Below are 21,516 nucleotides of genomic sequence, written 5' to 3'. Positions count from 1 at the left end.
GGACCGGCAATGGATATTGAAATAATCAGATCCTACATCCCACTATATAACGATGCACTCCTATTAACTTTTAAAATAGGCCTGCTGGGCATCCTGACAGCTTTTGCCATAGGGCTGTCGGGAGCGGCAGCCCTCTATTTCAAAGTGCCCGTTGTCAAAAAAGTACTTACAGTCTACATAGAACTGTTCAGAAACACACCGCTCCTGGTTCAGCTCTTTTTTATCTACTTCGCTCTCCCAAAGCTCGGAATAAGAATCTCTGCAGAAGCCTGCGGAACCCTGGGCCTTAGCCTTATCGGCGGAGCCTACATGATAGAGACCCTAAGAAGCGGCCTTGAATCCATTGACAAGATCCAGAGCGAAAGCGCTCTTTCACTGGGAATGACAAAGTCACAGGTTTTCGGGAGTATCATCTTACCCCAGGGAATCTCAAGAAGTGTTCCCGGAATCATGGCCAATGTGATCTTTATGTTAAAAGAGACCTCGGTTTTTTCCACAATAAGTCTTATGGACCTGATGTTTACAGCCAAGGACCTGATCGGAATGTATGCCAAGACAATTGAGTGTCTCTTCCTACTTGTAGTTTATTATCTGATAATGCTGCTCCCCGTATCACTGCTGGGATCGGTAGTTGAGAGGAGAGTTCGTTATGCAGAGTTTGGGGATTGATGTTCTTTTCAAAGGAACAAATATGCTAAGGCTCCTCAAGGGACTGTGGGTCTCCGTGGAAATAAGCCTTATCTCAGTTGCCATCAGCATTGTCCTGGGACTTATCATTGGAGTCCTGATGACCTCGAAAGCAAGGCTCATTCGCCTGATACTTCGCATTTACCTGGAAATCGTCAGGATAATGCCGCAGATGGTACTTCTGTTTATCGTTTACTTCGGCACCACAAGAGTCTTCGGTATCAACATCTCCGCGGAGCTGTCAGCCATAATCGTATTTGTATTCTGGGGCACTGCGGAAATGGGCGATCTGGTAAGAGGCTCCATCAAAAGCATACCAAGAATTCAATATGACTCGGCTTATGCACTTGGGATGAACAAGTTTCAGGTGCATTTTTACATTATTTTTCCACAGACCATAAGAAGGCTCCTGCCGCTGTCAATCAACCTGGTGACGCGTATGATCAAGACCACGTCTCTGGTAATGATGATCGGAATCGTGGAGGTCCTTAAGGTCTCCCAGCAGATAATTGAGGCCAACAGGAAATCCTCTCCCAATGCGGCTTTTGGCGTCTTCGCCGTGGTATTTCTGCTATACTTCATCGTTTGCTGGCCCGTCAGCAGACTTGCCAATAAATTAGAGAAAAGGTGGGCGTAAAAAAATGGGTGATCTGGTAAGAGTTAAGCACCTGCACAAGGAATACGGAAGAAATGTGGTCCTAAAGAGCATCGATCTGTCGGTGAAAAGAGGCGAAGTCGTAGTGGTCATCGGCCCCTCCGGCTGCGGAAAGAGCACCTTCCTTAGATGTCTCAACGGCCTTGAGGAGATTCAGGGCGGCGTCATAACCGTAGACGGTCTTCCCGTCGAACCTGACAAAAAGGATATCACCAAGATCCGTCAGAAGATCGGAATGGTATTTCAGTCCTACGAGCTGTTCCCTCACAAGACAGTTCTTGAGAACGTGATACTCTCGCCAGTTAAGGTCCAGAAGAGATACAAGGACGACGCCATAAGAGAAGCTCTGGTTCTCCTTGATAAGGTCGGTCTTGCGGATAAAAAAGACTACTACCCAAGGCAGCTCTCAGGCGGACAGAAACAGCGTGTGGCAATCGTTCGTGCTCTTTTGATGCATCCTGAAGTTCTGTTGTTTGATGAAGTTACAGCAGCTCTTGATCCTGAAATGGTGCACGAAGTTCTACAGACCATGCTGGATCTGGCAAGGAGCGGCTCCACGATGATCATCGTGACTCATGAGATGGCTTTTGCAAAAGCAGTGGCCGATAGAATAGTGTTTTTTGATGAAGGAGAAATAGTAGAAGAAACCTCTGATGTCAGAGGTTTCTTCGAAAATCCGTCAACAGAAAGGGCCAGGCGATTCCTGAAGACATTTGCATATGAATAACAGCTATGGGGCCTCCGGCCCCTATTTTATTTCACTTCACAGCCGCCTCACTCATAGGCGCTTACATAGTCTATTTTCATAGCGTCCTCAAGATCATCATCATTTATGATCGGAGTACAGGCATCTACCATAACGCAGGTAAATGAATCTGAATAGCCGTGTTCCTGCTGGAACTGTTTGTTGAAGGTATCATACTCCTCTTCTGTTACTTTCTCCTTATCAATGAAATAAGTAGTTTCTTCAGTTTCATACAGAGTGCTCTTAGTCAGCGTATTCTTAAGAACCGGTTTGCCATCTTCCATGGCAAATACAAATTCTGTAATATCGGCCGTATCTCCGCCGCCATTTACATATTCATAGTAAAAGCAGTTTCCTTTGTCGACGTAATAAAAATCTCCTGAGCCGCCATAGAACGGAAATCCGGAAGTTTCAAGGGATACGACCTCGCCGTTATCGTAAGAATAAAGATAAATGTTATAATTAAGTCCCTCATATTCAAGGGCTGCAAGTTCATAGACATCATCTTCATCAAGATGGAGAAGAGAGACGTAGCAAACCTGGGTTTTGGCCTCCATCCTCTCCTTCAGAAATTTCTTATATGCTTTAATTTCGGGGCCATTGAATTTATTGGTCTCTTGTGCAGATGCCTGATTCTGTTCATTACTTTGATTCGGAATCGGCAGCTGAATATTTGTATTCTCGCTGCTCTCACCGGATGTCGGTGGCAATGTCTCCTGCCAGTCGCCGATATTCAACCCACAACCCGTCATGAGAAGTGACAGGGAAAGTCCTATAGATAAAAGTTTTGCTTTTTTCATAGCGTTTCTCCTTTATGTAACTGATAAATGTCAGGGATGAATATAGCATAATATAGGATGGAGGGAAAATATTTAGCTGTTTGAGAGAAATAAGATTGAGTAAATGATAAGATAATGAAATTCAGCTAAGCTGATTTTCATTATCTCAACCTATATTATTTGATAAATTTCATTCTTTTCATGCTATCTGCCCTTCCTCGACAGCCCTTATCCTCCTATACACCACATCTGCGAACACCCTATGCCCCTTCTCATCCATATGCTCGCAGTCCACACCGCTGGCCTTCACATAATCCGAAGCCGCCAGGAAGTTCACCCCTCTCCTATCAGCAATCGCCCTGTAGACCTCTTTTAACTGCTTACTTACAGCCACAGACCGGGTACTGAACTCCGGGTCCTTGTCGTCTCTCCACACATCATCTCCGAGGGTTATGGGCGAAATGAGAAGTATATTCTCGGGTTCTACATGATCCATGATCACATCAAGGCATCTCTCAATGCCCTTACCGATGGTTCCGGCGGACACATTGTAGTAGCTCTTGCAGTCGTTGGTGCCAAGCATCAGAATGACGTAGTCCACGGGATAATGGCTCTCCAGTATCATCGGAAGGGATCCCACGCCCTTTCTTCCGGGTCTAAGCTCATCCTCGAACACTGTGGTACGACCGCAGAGCCCTTCCTCTATGATTCTGTCCTCAGCAAGCTTCTCCTGAAGAAGGCCGGTCCACCTTACTTCCCAGGGATATCTCTCATAGGGGGATGATCCCGGGATAAGTCCCCATGTATTTGAATCTCCATAAGCTAAAATCTGCCTCATAAGCGCCTCTTTTCCGCAGGTCCTAAGTCACCTTAGTTTTCATTAGTTTCCGTAGTTTTCTATAATTATCATAATTCAGAAAACACGTACCTGTAAAAAAGATAAAGCTTATAGGCAGATATAAGAATTCATGATAAATCAAATAAATTGGGGGCAGACCCCAAGGGAGTTCAGAAAGCTCTACCGCTGATACTGCTCTCTACCACTTCGCCGTTTACCCATTTCATTGACAGGCTCCGGCCGCCTTTCAGCCGGATTCCTGACACACTGCCGTTTTTAAATTCTGATGGCAGCGCAGGAAGGAGCTTCACATTGCCTTCTTCATCCTCCTGCACCAACATCTCCAGCATGGCTGCAATAGCGCCGAAGTTACCGTCTATCTGGAAACAATGCCCCGGTCCGTAGGGGTGATTATCCATCAGGTTATCGAAGGTGCTCTGGGTAAGCAGCGCCTCGAGATTCTCATATACCTTGTCCTTTTCAAGGAATCTGGCCCAGAGGCCGATGATCCAGGCCCTTGACCAGCCGGTGTGTCCACCGCCGTTTGCAAGGCGCCTCTTAAGTGAAGTCTTGGCGGCCTCCATAAGCTGCCTGTCCTTCTCGTAACTAATTGACGTTCCCGGGTACACACCGTAGAGATGGGAAATATGGCGGTGTCCGGGCTCCGGTTCGTCGTAGTCCTTGCGCCATTCGAGGAGCTGTCCGTGTCTTCCGATTCCCATTTTGGGGAGCCTACGCAAGATATCCTCTGCAACAGCTTTCCTTGAAGCAGGTTCGCCTTCTGCGGCTACTTTTCCTTCCGCGCCTGTCTCTCCTTCCGAATCTGCGCTCTCAGACTCCTCTTTTCCCAGCGCCTCAAGGCTCCTCAAATACCCTGTCAGCAGCTCCGTCAGGATCTGCGTATCAATGGCAGGTCCCTCGCACATGCATCCCCGGCTTCCATCCTCCATGATATACGTATTCTCAGGAGAAACAGAAGGAGACGTCACCAGATGTCCCTCCTCATCCTCTATCAGAAAGTCCGCAAAAAAGTCCACGCACTCCTCCAGCACATAGAGACTACGCCTAAGGAACTCCTTATCTCCCGTATAACTGTAATGTTCCCAGATATGTGTCGCCAGAAAAGCCTCTCCCATAGGCCAGAAGCTGGCAGGAATATAGTGATCCTGCGGCGCCGTATCTGCGAACACATCGCTGTTGTGGTGAGCCACCGACCCTCTGCAGCCATACATCTCCCGGGCGGTTCGCTTGCCGTTTTCGCACACCCTGTCAAGAAAGGCAAACAGCGGCAAATGGCACTCAGAGAGCCCGCTCTTTTCCGCAGGCCAGTAATTCATCTCCGTATTGATATTGATCGTAAACTTGCTGTCCCAGGGCGGCGTCATGCTGTTATTCCAGATTCCCTGAAGATTGGCTGGAAGCGAATCTCCCCTGCTGGAGGAAAAAAGAAGGTACCTGCCGTACATAAAATACAGCGCAAACAGCGACGGATCTTTTTTGCCCCTGCGAAGCCTCTCCAGCCTCTTGTCCACAGGGAGTTCTGCTGCCTTGTCATCTTTCCCGTCCGACAGCTCCAGCTCCATGGTGTTCAGGTGCTCCGCATAGTCCTTAAGCTGCTCCTTAGCAATAGTCTCATATCCAAGCGCTGCTGCCCTGTCCAGCCTATCCGCAGCCGCCTTCTCATAGTCCTCATGGCGAAAGCTCGTCTCTATTGCCAGGAACATATCCGCCCTCTTAGCCCCCTCTATCAGCAGATGCTCTCCGATAGTCCTGACAGTTCCTCCTTCAGCCTTAACACGCATTTTCACTGCAAAAGAGATCCCGCCTTCATTAACCACGCGAAATCCGATCTCGCTTCCCTTGCCATAGACCTCATCCAGCTTGTTGTGGCTTCTCTCAAACCTCATACTGCAGCTGATTCCCTGTGAAGCCTCGGTCTCAAGGCGCATCACAATTACCTGCTCAGGAAAAGAAGCAAACAGCTTGCGGCAATACTTTTTTCCCCCGATAACATATTCCGCAGAGGTGATTCCCGTCGTAAGATCCAGCTCTCTTCTGTAATTCGAGGGTTTGAAGCCGCCGAATATCCCGGCACCTGCGTTCTTCTGCCCTTCGAAGCTAATCTGCAGCTCTCCTGCAGGCTCATAGTTTCTCTCCGAATTGGGCGTACCCGACAGGGCAAGGAGCGATAACTTCTCCGCCTCTCTGATCTTGCCTTCCCTAAGGAGCCTTCTGACCTCAGGCAGGTTCTCTTTTGCATCGGGATTGATCCTGTTTATGGGCCTTCCGCTCCAGATGCTGTCTTCGTTCAAAAAGACAACTTCCCTCTCCGGAGCCATAAGGGCCATGGCGCCAAGTCGCCCGTTTCCTACAGGAAGCGCCTCCTCCCATTTATTCGCAGGTCTGTCGTAGAATAATTTCATTTTTTTCACCCCAAAACTCATATTTAGTCGTCACAAAACAGATACTTTCACCATTATAGCACGGCCCGCCCCATAAACGCAGAAACACCGGAACCTGATCCTGCAGATTCCGGCATCTCCGGCCGTAATTCTATGTATGTAATATGTCGCGCTAAGACCTGACATCCTTTATTTGCGGTAAATCGCCTCTAAATTCATCGCTTTGCCTCTCCGGCGATCTCGAAGAACTCAAGATCCTCCTGCAGCTCATCCGCATATCTCTTGAGCTCTGCGGAAGTCTCCGCAAGCCTTGTGGTCTCCTCATTGAGCTGCGTCATGGCAACAGAGGTAGTCTCCGCCGAAGCTGCATTTTCCTCTGAGATAGCTGACAGGTTTGTCATGAGATCCGCCACCGTCTCGCTGGCATTTTCGCAGGCCTGTGCCTGATCCAGTACCTCCGATACGGAACTTCTTGTAAAATCGATTCCAAGACTTACGTTCTCGAATGCGCTTCCCGTGGAATCTATGCTGTTTTTCTGATCCTCGATAAGTCCCGTAACCTCATTGATGGTAGCCACAGTGCGATTGGACTCCTCGGACAATCCGCGAATGATCTCCTCGATAACAGCTGTGGACTGGTTGGTCTGATCCGCCAGATTGGAGATCTCACTGGCAACAACTGCGAAGCCTTTGCCCGCATCTCCCGCTCTTGCGGCCTCAATGCTGGCATTCAGGGACAGAAGGTTGATCTGGTCAGCAACGGAAGCGATAAGGCTTACAGCCTCCTGGATCTTACCTACAGACTCATCTGTCTTTTTAACCTGATCAACGATCTTACCGAAGGCCTCGGTGGTAAAGTCGCTGGATCTGGTCAGCTGATCCATGTTGTCGGTAGCTTTTTTGCCATTGTCATTCATCTCTGAAGACCTCTCTGACAGAGTATTTACGCTGCCCACGATCTTCATGATGTTGCTCTTGATGTCCATAACCTGCTGGGAGGAGGACTCAATATCCTTGGCCTGTTCACCGGCGCCCTTGGAGATCTCATCAATGGTGGAATTGATCTCGCTTGCAACGGTCTTGGTCTTGGTGGCGCTGTTTTCAAGGGCAACTCCCGACTCAGCCAGGACATCCGTAACCTTTTTTACCTTGATAATTGTCCCCTCAAGGGTATCCATAAAGTTATTGAGACTCTCTGCAAAAAGAGCGAATTCATCCCTGCCGGAAGCGTTGGCTCTGGTGGATATCTTGCCCGCCTCGATTTCCTCGATGGCTGAGCTGAAGGAATTAACGCTCCTGTTGATGCCGATGAAGATCCTTGCCAGGAAAAGAGTCAGCACAACGATGCTGGCAATAAGGATGATGACGATAAGTATTGTAACCGTGCTCCTTACTCCGTTCATGTTGGCAACTGCATCGTTTTGAACTGTGGCGCACATGTTGCTGAGGACGGAGTTGATCTCGGCGTTGTCGGCTTTGATCTTAAGGGTGGTGGAATCTGTTGATTTTATGGATTCAAAAATGGATTTCAGAGTTTCAATTTTTTCCGTTGATATATCTGCCAACGAAGGATCCGTTGTGTACTTGGGGATGTTCTCCTGAATCTCTGCCATCAGGGCTTCAATCTCAGCGAGGCTTGCTGTAACGTCTTTGCCCTCAACCACCAGCTTACTGTAGGCGCTGACCATGTCATTGAGGCTTCCCAGATTAGAAGCAAAGCCGTACACTCCCGAAACGGCACCGCCGTACTTGTACTCGGTTTCTGAACCAATTGCGGAAGGAAGAAGGTAGAGGTCATATTTAAGAACCGGATAGGTTTCCGGTGAATATTCCACCATGTTGAGGGTTGTGGAGATCTCTTCCCACTTACCGTTGGCCTCGTTGTAATTAGCAGACACCTTGAGAGCAGGCTCGTCGCCAAAGGTTGAGATCTCGGCATCCACCAGGGCTGCGCCTGACTTCTCCGCCAGCTCAATGGTTCCAAGATCAAGAGGGATCACCTCGGAGCCGTTGGACAGGGCTACGCCTTTGATAAAATAGTCCCCTTTGTAGGTGAAGGTTCCGCCAAGACGGAAGATAAGACTGTTTCTCTTGCCTACATCAGGAAGCTTGTAATCGTAGTGAAGAACGATGTAGTCCTTACCATCGACCTTCTCGGTCTTAGGTGTATCGGTGCCGTGGAAATAGCTCTGCCACTCGATCTCCACCCAGTCATTGTTGTTAACAAGGCTGCCAAAGCTGTCGGAGAGATCTGCGCTGGCAGTCATGTATTCCTGATACTTACCCATGTCCGGTGTGTAACCTCTGGTGGAATGGATGCTAAGTATCTCGTTGTAATTGGTCTTGTTTTTCTCAATGTTCTCAATAATGGAATCAACGGATGCGCGGTAGCTCTCGTCAGCGATGGATTCCAGCTGTACCGCCTGCTGCTCCATGTTTGCCAGATTATCCAGAGCAGCCTTAAGATAGCTCTCCTCAACATAGTACTGATAGAGAGCATCATTGGCCAGATTCTGGGATTGGAGCACGTTGATCTCATTAACTGTTGAAACGATCTCACTGCTCTGGGCATTCTTGTTGATGGAGAACACTCCCACAATTCCGATAACCACAGCAGCTGCGATCCCCAGAATACCCATGATCAGGATCTTACCCTTCACGGAATGAACAAATCCGCCAGTTTGCTTTGCACCATTTTTGCTCATAATTATTCACCTCATAGGAATGCAATAACCCAATAATGGTCTGCATTTCCAGCACACCATTATTCATTATAAAGTGTATGTATATTCATTATATCGCATCCGCCCGGTATGCCTAATTAAATTTCCATAACCTTTATGAGCAAAAAATAAACCGCAAAGCCGCTATGCATGTGCACTGCATAAAAACGGTCAAATGCGGTTTACATATCATATTTTATACAATTATTGCGTATATTTATGCGTATTTTTGCATGAAACTTTTTGTATATATATACGATTATTCTGTAAGGATATTCAGCATGTCCGTAGGATTCTCTGCTGCCTTCACCTTATCCATGGCCTTTACGATCACGCCTTTTTCATCGATGAGATAGGTGGTTCTGACAACTCCCATGGAGACTTTGCCGTAGTTCTTTTTCTCCTTCCAGACATCGTAGGCCTTGATCACTGTGAGCTCCGTGTCGGATAAAAGAGTAAAGGGCAGCCCGTACTTCTCCTCGAACTTCTTATGGGATGCCACGGAATCCTTGCTTACTCCCAGCACCACCGCTCCATTTTCCCTGAACTGGGGATAGAGCTCGCCGAAGCTGCAGGCCTGCTTGGTGCAGCCCGCGGTGTTGTCCTTGGGGTAAAAATATAGGACCACCTTCTGCCCTTTGTATTCGGACAGGGAGTGGATCTCGCCGTTTTGATCCGGCAGTTTGAAATCAGGGGCTTTGGTTCCTACTTCGAGCATAATGACCTCCTTACGCTCCCTTTCCGGGAGTCTTTAGTCTCTCATTCTCTGTTTTAAGATTTATTATCTCTTGACCTTGCTTTTCATTGATAGATTTAAGCTCAACAATTTGGTTTTGCAGTTCTTTCATTTCTTCCTTAAGCTTTGTATTTTCTAATTTTGCCGCTTCCTTCTTTGCCTTTTTTTCAGCCTTCAGAGCTTTGGTTTCTGCTTTCTTTTTGGCTTTTTCTGCCTTCCTATTGGTTTTTTCAATCTTCTTATTTTCTCTTTTTTCTTTTCTCAATGTAGTAATTTTCCGGACAGAATCATGCCAGATTTTATTGCCGTCTGTGAGCTCGCTTTCAATTTCTTTTCTACATAAAGCGTTTATATTGTAAAGAGATGGTTTTGAATCTTTGGTCAGTTCCTGATTACGTGAGCATACAACTCGTTCATCGTCTAATCGATAGTGGATATATAGATCTCCATTGGAGTCATAATTCTTAATACAGCATACGACTTTATCGAATGATAATTTGCCAATGTCCCACATCATTTTTACTGTAAGACATGTGAAAACACCGATATAGATAGCGATGTATCTCAAATTATATTCCTTTACCGGATAGGCAATTATTGAGATCATAACAGGTATAGTCTGAATATATGCCAACAAATTGTCTCTTCCTTCAGCTTTGGCTCGTAACCAGTTAGTCACAATTGCTACTGCCAATATTACAAGCGCAAGAACCATTACTGACCATCTGGGGATTTTGCCACCTTCCTCTGTTGAAATAAAATTAATGATATTTGTCCCTATAATAATTAAATACGCAAAGCTTAAAGCCAGTCCACAGGATATGATTCTTTTGATATCCTTTATTCCAATTCCCTTAGTACTCGAAAACGCATAGTCAATATCACTTCTATAGCTATTTGGGAAAAAATGCATAATTCCTTTAGGAATTCCAAATATAGAAATAACAAAAAGCATAAACATAAAAATGTTAAATCCGTGCTCTGTATGCGTCTGATTATCAACCATTTCCTTAAACTGAATCACAATCTGGTTTACAATCTGGCTAGCAGACACTTCAGTATTTTCCCCCTGTGGCGCAGCCATCCAGTACAATGCATAAAACACTGCTACTAACACTATATATATACCAAAATATATTATTATTCTTTTTCCTACTTCCGCTTCGCTCTTTAAATAGTTTAAGTACACGCCTAACGTTGTTTCTTCTTTCTGACTCTCCACAGCTGTCGTCCCTCCCAACTTTTTTCACATAATTTACTTTTCTTGATCACTCAGTTATCTCAATCTGATTTCCTTCGATGGCCACAATACAGCTCTCGTAATATCCGTCCCCGGTGTACCTTGGACCGCTCACCACTTCGTAGCCGTCACCCTTAAGCCGCTCTGTCAATTCATCCACCTTCTCTTTGCTTCCAACAGAAAAAGTTATATGGATATATCCGGTCCTATTCAGCGCCTTCTCCGCATCTACCAGCCCCGGCTTATTCATCAGTTCAAGTCTCGCTCCGGTATCAAAAGAGATGAAGTAGGAGCGGAAATCTGTTTTAACATTGTGATAACCATCGTTGGATGTACCATCGAGATACTTGACGAAGAAATCTCTGGCGGATTCAAGATCGTTTACGTACATTGCTATGTGTTCAATATTCATATGAAGCCTCATGATACCATTAGCGGTTTACTATAATATACATATCCTATTCCATTTAAGAATATAGCATAGTGAAATGAAAAATCACAGATACTTCATACATTCCCTCATTTCATCGTGTATAATGGTAGAGATATTGTTAACTTTTTTAGAGGAGGTTTTGTATGGATTACAGTAGTGCATACGCAATTGGCGCAGTTGTGGGATCATTGGTTATGGGTATAGTACTCGGACTTGTTCCGCTCATTACAGGTATCAAGAAGCAGAAGGTAGGACTTGGTGTTGGCGGTTTCTTCGCTTGCCTTGTAGGTGCTTTCGTACTTGGAATCTTACTTGGAGCACCTCTGTGTGGTCTGTTCATGTTCCTGATTCTGAGAAAGCCTAAGGATGCTCAGAATGATCAGAGCGTTCAGTTCCCTCAGGGCAGCAACGATCAGCAGGCTATGTAAAGAAGTCTGCGGGAACTAAGAGTCATCACTGGGGACAGTTTTTATACCAATGGGGACGGTTCTGTTTGGTAAAGTTTTGCGAACAAAACTTTACCAAACAGAACCGTCCCCATTGGTATAAAAACCGTCCCCTTCGACTAAAATATTCGACTATATTATCTCTCTTTCACAATCGGCGGTATCTGCGATACCAGATTGTCAATATGCTCGAACACACTGGACTTGGTAGTGCCAAGGCGGTTGACTCTCTCAAGCTGATCAACCAGTGCATCGTATTTGTTATTGATGTCGCTGAAGCTGTTGCCGATCTTGATAAGTTCGTCGGAGGCTGTATCAGCAGTATCTGAGATCTCCTGCTGAACGGCGTTGGCTCCGTTGGCGCTCTCAATGATCTCAACGAAGGTCTCCTTGGTCTCGTCAACTTCGCGTAGGCTCCTGTCCATGGCTGCGATGGAGTTGGCCATGCTCTCGGTGAGCTTCTCGCTCTCCTGTCCGGCAGCGTCGATGCTGGCGTTAACCTGGCTGATCATTACTTTGATCTCATCGGCAAGCTCACGAACCTCAGTAGCAACTACGGCGAAGCCTTTACCTGCGTTACCTGCTCTTGCGGCCTCGATGGAGGCGTTGAGGGCCAGGAGGTTGGTCTGGGTTGCAATTCCGATGATCTTCTTCATGTAATCGGAGATCTGGTCAACGGCGCTCTTGAAGTTCTCGAACCCCTGAGTCATCTCATCGAAGCTGGCGCGAACCTCGTTGGAACTGGTCTTTAGCTCCTCCACTTTGTTCTGGGCATTCTCAACGCTGTTAAGAATATTAACTTTAACATCCTCGAACTTGGAAGCGCTGGTATTAACGGCTTCGAACATCTCGTTAAAAGCATCCATCTGCTCCCGGAGGTTAGCATTACTCTCCATTACAGTATTAACGGCAACTCCCATATCATGGATCTCGGTAAGGGAGTTAAGCTCGTTCTGAACAAGCTCCTTCTGGAAGGTCTTGATAGAATCTGCGATATAAACCAGAGACTCCATCTTCTCAGCGTCAACGGAAGACTTTACTACCTGTGTCTGCTGATTGACCTCTGCTTCGTCTTTTTTCTTAAACATATCTGTAAGCATAATGGTTCTCCTTTTTTATTCAAAAACAACACAGGTCATTGTCTGGTTAACAAACTGGGCATTGTAGTGCTCTCCAAAACCAATAAGTCCGCAGGAAGTTCCAAGGGATGCGATCTTGGACAGATAACCGTTGAGCTCGCCCCTCTCCTTCAGAACCAGATAGCGGAAAATACAGTTAACGGAGTAAATGCCTGATATATGGTGAAAATCAGCTTTTATCTTATCTACGGTAGTCTGAGCAACCTCCATGGGATCTCTCATCTCAAGTAGCGTCAGGATGTCAGAGTCATTGGCCTGACGGTACAGGATAAGTCCTGAGCCGGCAACGTCCTTGATGGACATGATGCACACGTCATTACCGATCATCTTGCCGAGCGGATTCTTGAAGGTCTGAGCGATGATCTCTTTGTCGCTGCTTGTGTGGGTAAGCTCCATATATACCTGCTTGGCTGAGCGGCCGTTGAGCTCGCCCAGATAATATTTGCTCTTGTCGGTCTTGGAGGCGATGAGCTGGGTGTTGTCCTTGGGAACATAGATGTTCTCCTTGTAGGTCTTAACCTTGCCGCCTTCATTGCGAACAACTGCATATACCATTCCATCGTTATAGATCTTGCCATTGCAGGAAACCTTGCCCGCATCGCCGGTGGCCCCCATAACCTGGAGATTATATTTGTCCACCAATCCTCTTAAGGTGGTGAGAACAGCTGCATCGTTGCCGGTACAGAAATCAATGATGGCAGTATTATCCTTGCCGGGTCTAACTTTCTCCAGATCCTTTTCCAACCTTGCGATATGCCTTGCAGGCATGGTGGATACGCCCTCCAGAACACCGGTAGCAACGGTCACGCCCTCTGAAAAGGCCATGACAGAAACACCTTTTTCCTGAATCGCAGAATCATAGCCCATGCCGATACAGCCGATACTGGGTACGCCGGGATAGGCTTTTTCGATGTCAGCAACAGCCTTGTCAAAACCATCCTCGCTGCAGGTAAAGACTATGAGCCTGGGGGATGAAAGGCCTCTTACTGCGTCACTAACGTTACATTGTGGGTTTTTACCGTAGAACATTTTCATGAGGCATGTCTCCTTTTATATTTGAAAAAAAGATTCTCCTTCTTATAATATTACGTTATATTGACTGGAATTTTATAAAAAATCGACTATTTTTTGGTTAAAAAACATGAAATTTTATATTAAAAAAACAGAGGCAGGAATGAATCCTGTCTCTGCTGATTTCTTCTTAAATTATCAATCAAAATATTGTATCTTCTCAACCACCTTGACAGGGCTGCTGACAAGTCCTGCAAAGGTCTGCCCATCACTCTTCCTGCCCACAATCCCGCCGTAGTGTGTGGGAATCGCATAGTCCGGTCTCATGCCGTTGATGAGCTCTGCTGCCCTCTTGGTGTCCATGGTGTAGGTTCCGCCAACGGGCACCAGTGCGATATCGCACTTGATCTTCCTGGCTTCCTTGGTGGCGCCGGTATCGCCTGCGATGTAGACTCTTTTGCCCTCAATACGAAGGATATAGCCAACCCACTCGGCTCTCCTTGGATGGAAGGGCTTGACGGTGTTGTAAGCCGGTACCGCCTCCAGCTCAAGGCCGTCGATCTCACGATATACTCCCGGCCTTACGGTCTCGATGGATCTGACTTCCCGCTCAAGTTCCCTGGCGTCGTCCTCCATGCGCTCCGGCACGATCATGATGGTGTCCGGACAAATAACTTTTCTGATGTCTTCGATGGAAAAATGGTCATAGTGCGGATGAGTAATCAGGACGTAATCAGCATCATGTGGCTCTTCCTTCATCTTGAAGGGATCCACATAGATGGTGCCTTCCGCACATCTGATCCTGACACTGCTGTGCGTGAATACTTCGATCTTGTCTAACATAGTTATCCCCCACTCATAAACAAGAAAAAATAAGTTAAAATACCTTCACTATCTATCTTATCACACTATGCACCTATGTGAAAACCTCATGAATTGCCGGGGTTAACATGAACCATCACGTGCTTGACGTTTGGATACTGCTGTTCCACGCTGTTGTGGACGCTCTCTGCGATGTCGTGTGCTTCCACCAGGGTACTGTCTCTTTTGGCTGCGATCTCCAGATCGATATAGATCTTGTTACCGAACTGCCTGGTATGGAGAAGGTCCACCTGCTGAACTCCCGGCTGCTTCTCTATAAATTCACGAAGATTATCCTCGAACTCCTTGCCGCAGGAGGTATCAAGCATTTTGACAAAAGCGTCCTTGGAAATGTCGTAAGCTACTTTCAATATGAAAATACAGATAAAGAGACTGGCGATTGGATCCATAATGGGAAAACCAAGTCTTGCCAGACCGATACCGATAAAGGAACCAACTGAAGAAATGGCATCAGACCTGTGGTGCCAGGCGTCTGCCTTGAAGGCTGAGGAATCAAGTTTCTTGGCGTAGTACATGGTATACCAGAACATGGCTTCCTTGGTCACGATGGAAACAACCGCTGCGATAATCGGAAGAATAGTGGGAATGGGAATCTCCTCACCTGCCATGAGCTTATGAACTCCGGTGGAGGCTATGCTAAGACCTGTCACAGCAAGGATAACTCCCAGTATAAGAGACGCAGCAGATTCCAGTCTCTCATGACCGTAGGGGTGCTCCTCATCTTCGGGCTGCATCGACATGCGAACTCCCAGATATGCGATGAAGGTTGCGAAGACGTCAGACAGGGAATGAACCGCGTCACTGACCATGGCTCCGGAATTACCAAGTAATCCTGCGATCAGCTTGAAGGCTGAGAGCAGAACGTTTCCGAAGATACCAACCTTAGAGACCTTCTTTACTATAGTTTTTTCATCCATTACATTACCTCCATTACTTTCGTCATCTTCTCGAGGTAAATAAAAAAGCCCACCCCGGAACCTACTACTGTCCCGCAGATGCGCTCAAATGTCTGATCTGCTGTCGCTATCAACGACCCGGCCACATGCATTTCTTGTACGGGAAAAGCATTGCCTGCTCAGTTTGTACTGTAGATGACACATATGTGTTTATGCAGTGCAAAGAGTTTTTATCATCGTAACATGTGGAATTTTTCGTGTCAACGTCAGCGCCTTTTTCTAAATTATTAAATGTCTCACAATTTAATAGTTGACAATTATTAGATTGTGTGCAATTATATTTTTAGAAACACAAATCAAACACCTTTCAGATCGGAGGATATAAATCATGGAATATAAATTTACAGAAGAGAATTTTGAGAACGAAGTATTACAGAGCGACATCCCTGTACTGGTTGACTTCTATGCAGACTGGTGCGGTCCCTGCAAGATGATGATGCCTGTTGTTGAGAAGCTGGCTGAAGCTTACGACGGCAAGGTCAAGGTAGGCAAGGTCAACTCTGATGAGAACAATCAGCTGGCTGCCAAGTACGGCATAATGTCAATTCCCAGCTTCCTTATTATCAAGAACGGCGAAGTTGTAGACAGCGCAATGGGTGCAATGCCCATGGATACACTGGCTAAGAAGCTGGATGCCGTACTGTAATATACCCCCATAATAAATAGTCTCCTGCCGGGCCGTAACAGGCCCGGCCTTTTTTGTCTCCCCAAATCATTAAATCTTTCTAAACTTTACCAAAAGCTGATTTTTTATGTGCGTACTATTATAAAATTAATGTTGCCAAGCATCACAAAAATGAATTTTTATTTCATTGCAACTCTAGGAGGGAGATAGTTCATGAAAAGATGTAAACACACACAAAGATCTATGCGTATGCTTTCGTTATTACTGACACTGGTAATGATGCTAAGCATGAACACCCGCGCATTTGCCGCGAATGAGTTCACAGAGGAGGCGTATACCGAAGCCGAGGAATTTGCTCTCGACGAGGAATATGCAGAGGAGTATGAAGATGATGGGGATGATTATATAGCTACTCCCGAAGACATCGATAAACTCCTTGGTAACACAACAGAAGAAGGAACCTATGATGAGGTCTTCACAGAAGAGGATGCCTTAGAAGAGAGCGCCTTGGAAGAGAGCACCTTAGAAGAAGAGCCTGTGTCTGAAGAGATTCAGGAGGATGCCGAAGAGGTTCTTCTTGAAGATGCGACAGATGAGGCAGTACCCGGCGTAGAGGACAGCAATATCCAGACAGCCTTAAGCCTCCTCAAATCCAGTGGTTCCTTACCTAATCTTAAGGCAGGGGATGCCAATATCCCTACTGATAAGTTCGCTGTAACCCGTTACACCAACTATGTCAGAGTAGAAAACAAATTTACCGGCAATGATGCTCCCAAGCTGTACGCAGCTCTTATATATGCCACTCCTGACCAATATAAGGAAACAGCTTTGCTTGGATTCGAGATCGCTCCCGGCAAATCCATTAAGTTATCCTCAGTATATACTCCGCAGACAGACAAAGATGCTGTTAATGAAAAATCTGACTATACATTATGGATTGGCTATGCCGATACCGATGATGAGGGTACTCCCTACTCCTTCAAGATACTTGGATACATACCAAGATATGATAATGCCGGAAATGAAGTACTCGTCGATGGAAACCCTGTATATGACAGAGCTGTCATGGATGAAGTATCACTTCCTGCAACTAACGTTGTTAATCCCGCATCCGATACAACATGGGCTGATGGCTACGAAGGCATCAAGATGAAGGCTCTTATCCAGAAGAATCTTACATCTGTTAAGATCAGCTGGGCTCCTGACACCAAGAACAAGCCTGAGCAGAAGAGCTACAAGAAATATGCACTGTATCACCTTGAAGAAGATACTACCCAGGAGACAGGTTATAAGGAAGACCTTATCAAAGAACTTAAGTCCAAATCCATTACTATTAAGAACGTTGACACTGAGGCAGATTCACTTCTCTATCTTCTTAAATGTATGGACGCAGATGGCAACGTACTTGCTCAGTATGTAACCGCAGCAGCACCTTACATGCTCCAGATGCAGAGTGGCAACGAAACAGGCGAGTTTAGCTACACCATGACCCAGAGACCTGACATCGCTCAGGCTTATTATGTGGAGCTTGCTGCCAAGAACAAAGAAGCCGACGTCAAGACTCCGACAGGATTCCAGGAAGCCTGGAGAACCACCTATAATTTAGATCCCGGTTTCAACCAGGGCAATAGCATCGGCCAGTTCTTCGTTAACAAAAAGACCACTCCGGATGCAATCATGTTAAACTACGAGGCCGATGCCCCTGAAGTTACTATAGGCACCACCTACTATGGCCGCGTAAGGACTGTAACCTATGTCAACACTCTGAAGGTTGTATCAGCTCCATCCAACGTTCTGTCCTGCAAGGCCGGCCCAGATAGGTGTTATGTACTTACAAGCGCAGGCGTTTATTATGACACCAGAGATGCCAAGAAAGGCAACAAGTACAATCTTGCAAGAGCTAATGAGCATATCAATTCCTATGTTGACGGATACGACGTACCCCTTGCTTCGCAGATGTATGTACATGGTACAAACTATTCTGTTTGTGCCAAGAGCGGACTTATTTATTTCTTAGTCAAAAAAGAACACATCGGTGATATCAAGTCCTTTGACCTGTTAAAGTGCGATCATGAGAACGGTGTATATAAGAAAGTAAAGAATTATACCTTCAAGAATACTGCACTTATGGAATGTACCATTGAGGGAAATTACCTCTCAGATTATAAGATCTTCGCAATGTACTACAATAAGTTCACTCCTGAGAAGGAAGCTTACTATTCCGTTCGTGCAATCTCTACCACTAAGAACACCCCCGGCGGATGGGGCATAGGAGAACTCATCGTTCCCGAGATGGATGAAGTTCAGGGCCTTATTACCTCAGATGGCGGTTCCGACAGAATTGTTCTCATGTGGCTTGCAGATGACTGTGTAAAACAGTACTGGCTCTACAGAAGCGACAAGCCCTTCAAAGGCGAAACAAGAGAATCTGTTACCCAGAACGGCGAAGTACTTGTAGCAAAGATAGGAATAAGTAAAGCAAAGAAACTTGACACATTCCCGACAGAAGAAGAAGATAATCCCAAGTCTATTAAATACATTACCTATACGGATAAGAAAAATATCAAGATCAATACACCTTATTACTACTATGTACGTCCTGTTTACAATACCACAGCTGCAACCAAAGACAGCTCAGCGTACATCACCAAGATCTCTGATGAGATAATGGGTAAGGCATCTGCCCTCTACGCACAGGTTAAGAACTTCAAGGTAACCAATGCAGCCACCAAGAAAGTTAAACTTAGCTTCACTCAGCTTAAGAACATTGACCAGTACAGAGTATTCAGACTTGAAGTTGACAGTGATATCAAGAAGCTCACTGAAGATATGAAGCCTAAGATTGATGAACTGTATGCAGAAGCTGAAGCCGCAGGCAAGACAGAGCTGGCAGATATTGAAGACTACATCTCACAGCTCTCTGCAGACAGATGGAAAGAGTTTATCCAAAAGTTCGGAGTTGGATCCTATCGCTGGACTTACATCGATACAATAGGCACCAGCGGAACCAGCACCAAGGCACTTACCTGGACTGACACCAGCGTAAAAGTAGGCAAGTACTACTTCTACCTCGTTCAGCCTGCTACAGCACCGAAGACCAGTCAGGACAAAACAGCTTCCTCAAGTATCTACTTCACTTATTCTTCAAGAATAATGAACAGACCTCTGGCTGTTGACAATGCAAGAATTGCATACGAAAACTCAGGAATCAAATTAACGTATGCTTATAACTCAAGGGAGACCGACAGGAGCAACCTGCATGTTGAACTTAGTTTAGACGATGGAAAGCACTACTATCTAGTACCGAATGGTTCTTACATTCACAAGAATCCTAAGAGAGGCACTGAGCTTAAGTACATGCTGAGAGTAAGATACGACGATGGAACAGACTCAGCTGTCAGTGATGCTGTAGAACTGAAGTACAGCCTGCCATCCTCCATCGAGGTAACAAGAACAGCAGGCTCCGGTGAGTTCAACAACAATACCTTCACTCTCAAGAAGGGCCAGGAAGCTACGATATCCTACAAGGCCATCATGAGCAGCGGAGGAACTCCTACCAAGGGCTCTGTATCAAGAAGCGCAACACCTGACGGAAATGAAGTACTTACAAATATTCAGTCAGGCAACAACAGCTTCTCATTCACAGCTAACAAGAAGGGAACAGTATCCTATACTCTTAGCTGCGAAGGCTTATCGAGAACTATTACCATCCAGGTAACAGAATAATCCTAAATAACAACCAAGGCCGCTCGGGTTTAACCCGGGCGGCCTCTTTCTATCTAATAATCATTACCTATAATCCTTATATCTTGATTTTCGTCCACTTCCCCTGCCTGAATCTCACCGAGCCAAATATGAACCTGGACACCTGATCCGCCAGGATTCCCATCCACACTCCGTTAATTCCAAAGCCCAGCATATATCCGAACATATAGGAAAAAGCTGTTCTGATGACCGTAACGCTGATGATGGATGCCATGGCTGTGTAGCCCGTATCTCCGGCGCCTCTAAGACATCCCATATAGATAACCTGGGATACCTGGAAGATTACGACAACGATTATGATCCTGGTGATATCAACGCCGATCTTCACAATCTCAGGCTCCTTGAAGAATGCAGACATCAGTGCATGACCTCCGAAGAAATAGAGACAGGCAAGAACCATGGATATGCCAAGTCCCAATATTCTGCAGGTGCGGCCGTAGTCTTTGGCAAGCTTCTCATTTCCCTCTCCAAGGCTACGTCCGATCAGAGCCACCGCAGTTGCCTGCAAGCCGTCTCCGAAGGAGAAGGACAGGCCCATGATGTTCATTCCCACCTGATGGGCAGCCATAGCCGCAGTTCCCATCTTGGCGGCCATAATTGAAGTCGCCATGAATCCAACTCTCATAAGGATCTGCTCAAAGAATATGGAATAACCAACTTTGGAGAGCTGCTTGAGAGCGGTAATTCCGGGCAGAATCCTGTTTTTGACAATATACGGAATGCTGACGAAGCAGTCTTTTTTGAATAATGACCTGATACTCATGATGCTGGCAACTATAGTTCCAAGGACAGTTGCAAGGGCAGCTCCCCTTACCCCCAGGGCGGGAAAACCAAGGTGACCGCCGATCAGCAAATAGTTGAAGATCACATTCACGGTATTGGAAGCTAAGTTGGTACGCATCGTGATCCTGGTGTTGCCTGCGCCTCTCTGGGCGGAATTGATGCCCATCTGAATGCAGTTGAAGATCATCCAGCCCATGACGATCCTGAAATATGAAACCGCCAGGTCATGTGTGTCGGAGCCTGAGCCGCAGAATCTGATGATAGGGTCCGCAGCGCCCACCAGCACTGTGCCGATGATAACTGCTGCCAGTATGATAAACATTAAGCCCGATACCAGTATCCTGTTGGCGTCCTCTCTTTTGCCCTCTCCCCTTCTTCTGGCCACCAGCGCCGACAGAGACACGTTAACGGCAAAAAACAGGGACAGCCCCATGAACTTTGGCTGAGTTGTAAGACCCACCGCTGCCACGGCGTCGCTCCCAAGGCCGCTGACCATGTAGGAGTCCACAAGACCCACGAAGGCGGTAAAAAAGGACTCTATTACCGCAGGCCAGGCCATATTTACTGTTTCTTTTATTAGCTCATTAGTTTTCTTTTCCATAAATAGTATTATAACCGCAAAAATAACGATGAGCCATCAGCCCACCGTTATCCTGTTCTCATTTTTTGTC

At 46.2% G+C, this 21,516-nt stretch carries 18 protein-coding genes and 1 riboswitch; of the genes, 6 read left to right on the top strand and 12 right to left on the bottom strand.

Annotated features, from left to right (window positions below; genetic code table 11):
- Positions 1-9: 9 nt before the first annotated feature.
- From G588_RS0104135 to G588_RS0104125, 3 genes are read left to right on the top strand one after another with little or no spacing between them, the layout of a single operon-like run.
- Positions 10-669, top strand: coding sequence for an amino acid ABC transporter permease (locus tag G588_RS0104135; RefSeq protein ID WP_022777496.1), 660 nt, complete (start codon positions 10-12; stop codon positions 667-669).
- Positions 650-1,324 (top strand): amino acid ABC transporter permease, encoded by a 675-nt coding sequence (locus tag G588_RS0104130; protein ID WP_022777495.1) that lies wholly within the window; start codon positions 650-652, stop codon positions 1,322-1,324. The genes G588_RS0104135 and G588_RS0104130 overlap by 20 nt, the downstream gene beginning before the upstream one ends.
- A 4-nt stretch (positions 1,325-1,328) precedes the next feature.
- Positions 1,329-2,069, top strand: a complete 741-nt coding sequence (locus G588_RS0104125) for an amino acid ABC transporter ATP-binding protein (RefSeq protein ID WP_022777494.1) — start codon at positions 1,329-1,331, stop codon at positions 2,067-2,069.
- Positions 2,070-2,116: 47 nt separating this feature from the next.
- Here G588_RS0104125 and G588_RS0104120 read toward each other — a convergent pair whose 3' ends face one another.
- From G588_RS0104120 to G588_RS0104090, 7 genes are all read right to left on the bottom strand, one after another.
- Positions 2,117-2,887, bottom strand: a complete 771-nt coding sequence (locus G588_RS0104120; protein WP_022777493.1) for a hypothetical protein — start codon at positions 2,885-2,887, stop codon at positions 2,117-2,119.
- A gap of 178 nt (positions 2,888-3,065) precedes the next feature.
- Entirely contained in the window at positions 3,066-3,704 is a 639-nt protein-coding gene (locus G588_RS0104115) for a GDSL-type esterase/lipase family protein (protein ID WP_022777492.1), read from the bottom strand.
- 170 nt (positions 3,705-3,874) lie between these two features.
- Positions 3,875-6,127 (bottom strand): glycoside hydrolase family 95 protein, encoded by a 2,253-nt coding sequence (locus tag G588_RS19100; RefSeq protein WP_022777491.1) that lies wholly within the window; start codon positions 6,125-6,127, stop codon positions 3,875-3,877.
- Positions 6,128-6,321: 194 nt separating this feature from the next.
- Positions 6,322-8,811, bottom strand: a complete 2,490-nt coding sequence (locus tag G588_RS0104105) for a methyl-accepting chemotaxis protein (protein WP_022777490.1) — start codon at positions 8,809-8,811, stop codon at positions 6,322-6,324.
- A 277-nt stretch (positions 8,812-9,088) separates the two neighbouring features.
- Positions 9,089-9,547, bottom strand: coding sequence for a thioredoxin-dependent thiol peroxidase (bcp, locus tag G588_RS0104100; RefSeq protein ID WP_022777489.1), 459 nt, complete (start codon positions 9,545-9,547; stop codon positions 9,089-9,091).
- Between the two features lie 10 nt (positions 9,548-9,557).
- A complete protein-coding gene (locus G588_RS0104095) occupies positions 9,558-10,787 on the bottom strand; it encodes a hypothetical protein (RefSeq protein WP_022777488.1) in 1,230 nt (409 codons plus the stop codon).
- Between the two features lie 46 nt (positions 10,788-10,833).
- Entirely contained in the window at positions 10,834-11,217 is a 384-nt protein-coding gene (locus tag G588_RS0104090) for a VOC family protein (RefSeq protein WP_022777487.1), read from the bottom strand.
- Between the two features lie 164 nt (positions 11,218-11,381).
- Between G588_RS0104090 and G588_RS0104085 the strand changes: the two genes are divergently transcribed.
- Positions 11,382-11,666 carry a hypothetical protein gene (locus G588_RS0104085; RefSeq protein WP_022777486.1) on the top strand — a complete coding sequence of 95 codons (285 nt, stop codon included), beginning with the start codon at positions 11,382-11,384 and terminating at the stop codon, positions 11,664-11,666.
- A gap of 155 nt (positions 11,667-11,821) precedes the next feature.
- On the opposite strand, the gene G588_RS0104080 is transcribed toward G588_RS0104085, so the two are convergent.
- From G588_RS0104080 to G588_RS0104065, 4 genes are all read right to left on the bottom strand, one after another.
- The gene (locus G588_RS0104080) at positions 11,822-12,784 is read right to left on the bottom strand and encodes a methyl-accepting chemotaxis protein (protein WP_022777485.1); all 963 of its coding nucleotides are present in this window, start codon (positions 12,782-12,784) and stop codon (positions 11,822-11,824) included.
- Positions 12,785-12,799: 15 nt separating this feature from the next.
- On the bottom strand, positions 12,800-13,852 hold the full coding sequence (locus tag G588_RS0104075) for an FIST signal transduction protein (RefSeq protein ID WP_330361400.1): 1,053 nt from the start codon (positions 13,850-13,852) through the stop codon (positions 12,800-12,802).
- Positions 13,853-14,032: 180 nt separating this feature from the next.
- The gene (locus G588_RS0104070; protein WP_022777483.1) at positions 14,033-14,677 is read right to left on the bottom strand and encodes an MBL fold metallo-hydrolase; all 645 of its coding nucleotides are present in this window, start codon (positions 14,675-14,677) and stop codon (positions 14,033-14,035) included.
- An 86-nt stretch (positions 14,678-14,763) separates the two neighbouring features.
- A complete protein-coding gene (locus tag G588_RS0104065; protein WP_022777482.1) occupies positions 14,764-15,633 on the bottom strand; it encodes a cation diffusion facilitator family transporter in 870 nt (289 codons plus the stop codon).
- Positions 15,634-15,698: 65 nt separating this feature from the next.
- A riboswitch (NiCo riboswitch) is annotated at positions 15,699-15,805 on the bottom strand.
- Positions 15,806-16,000: 195 nt separating this feature from the next.
- On the opposite strand from G588_RS0104065, the gene trxA reads away from it, so the two are divergent.
- Together trxA and G588_RS0104055 are read left to right on the top strand one after the other, a co-directional pair.
- The gene (gene trxA, locus G588_RS0104060; protein WP_022777481.1) at positions 16,001-16,318 is read left to right on the top strand and encodes a thioredoxin; all 318 of its coding nucleotides are present in this window, start codon (positions 16,001-16,003) and stop codon (positions 16,316-16,318) included.
- A gap of 192 nt (positions 16,319-16,510) precedes the next feature.
- On the top strand, positions 16,511-20,023 hold the full coding sequence (locus G588_RS0104055; protein WP_155830735.1) for a hypothetical protein: 3,513 nt from the start codon (positions 16,511-16,513) through the stop codon (positions 20,021-20,023).
- Positions 20,024-20,099: 76 nt separating this feature from the next.
- Here G588_RS0104055 and G588_RS0104050 read toward each other — a convergent pair whose 3' ends face one another.
- Positions 20,100-21,446, bottom strand: a complete 1,347-nt coding sequence (locus G588_RS0104050; protein WP_022777479.1) for an MATE family efflux transporter — start codon at positions 21,444-21,446, stop codon at positions 20,100-20,102.
- Positions 21,447-21,516: the final 70 nt, after the last annotated feature.

The sequence above is a fragment of the Butyrivibrio sp. AE3009 genome, from assembly GCF_000420845.1.
In the GTDB taxonomy this organism is placed as follows: Bacteria; Bacillota; Clostridia; order Lachnospirales; family Lachnospiraceae; genus Butyrivibrio.
Note: the sequence above shows the minus strand (reverse complement) of the source record. Positions and strands in the feature narration are given on the sequence as shown.

Coding starts and splice junctions, on each gene's coding strand:
- G588_RS0104135 (WP_022777496.1), top strand. CDS start 10: ATGGATATTGAAATAATCAGATCCTACATCCCACTATATAACGATGCA.
- G588_RS0104130 (WP_022777495.1), top strand. CDS start 650: ATGCAGAGTTTGGGGATTGATGTTCTTTTCAAAGGAACAAATATGCTA.
- G588_RS0104125 (WP_022777494.1), top strand. CDS start 1,329: ATGGGTGATCTGGTAAGAGTTAAGCACCTGCACAAGGAATACGGAAGA.
- G588_RS0104120 (WP_022777493.1), bottom strand. CDS start 2,887: ATGAAAAAAGCAAAACTTTTATCTATAGGACTTTCCCTGTCACTTCTC.
- G588_RS0104115 (WP_022777492.1), bottom strand. CDS start 3,704: ATGAGGCAGATTTTAGCTTATGGAGATTCAAATACATGGGGACTTATC.
- G588_RS19100 (WP_022777491.1), bottom strand. CDS start 6,127: ATGAAATTATTCTACGACAGACCTGCGAATAAATGGGAGGAGGCGCTT.
- G588_RS0104105 (WP_022777490.1), bottom strand. CDS start 8,811: ATGAGCAAAAATGGTGCAAAGCAAACTGGCGGATTTGTTCATTCCGTG.
- bcp (WP_022777489.1), bottom strand. CDS start 9,547: ATGCTCGAAGTAGGAACCAAAGCCCCTGATTTCAAACTGCCGGATCAA.
- G588_RS0104090 (WP_022777487.1), bottom strand. CDS start 11,217: ATGAATATTGAACACATAGCAATGTACGTAAACGATCTTGAATCCGCC.
- G588_RS0104085 (WP_022777486.1), top strand. CDS start 11,382: ATGGATTACAGTAGTGCATACGCAATTGGCGCAGTTGTGGGATCATTG.
- G588_RS0104080 (WP_022777485.1), bottom strand. CDS start 12,784: ATGCTTACAGATATGTTTAAGAAAAAAGACGAAGCAGAGGTCAATCAG.
- G588_RS0104075 (WP_330361400.1), bottom strand. CDS start 13,852: ATGTTCTACGGTAAAAACCCACAATGTAACGTTAGTGACGCAGTAAGA.
- G588_RS0104070 (WP_022777483.1), bottom strand. CDS start 14,677: ATGTTAGACAAGATCGAAGTATTCACGCACAGCAGTGTCAGGATCAGA.
- G588_RS0104065 (WP_022777482.1), bottom strand. CDS start 15,633: ATGGATGAAAAAACTATAGTAAAGAAGGTCTCTAAGGTTGGTATCTTC.
- trxA (WP_022777481.1), top strand. CDS start 16,001: ATGGAATATAAATTTACAGAAGAGAATTTTGAGAACGAAGTATTACAG.
- G588_RS0104055 (WP_155830735.1), top strand. CDS start 16,511: ATGAAAAGATGTAAACACACACAAAGATCTATGCGTATGCTTTCGTTA.
- G588_RS0104050 (WP_022777479.1), bottom strand. CDS start 21,446: ATGGAAAAGAAAACTAATGAGCTAATAAAAGAAACAGTAAATATGGCC.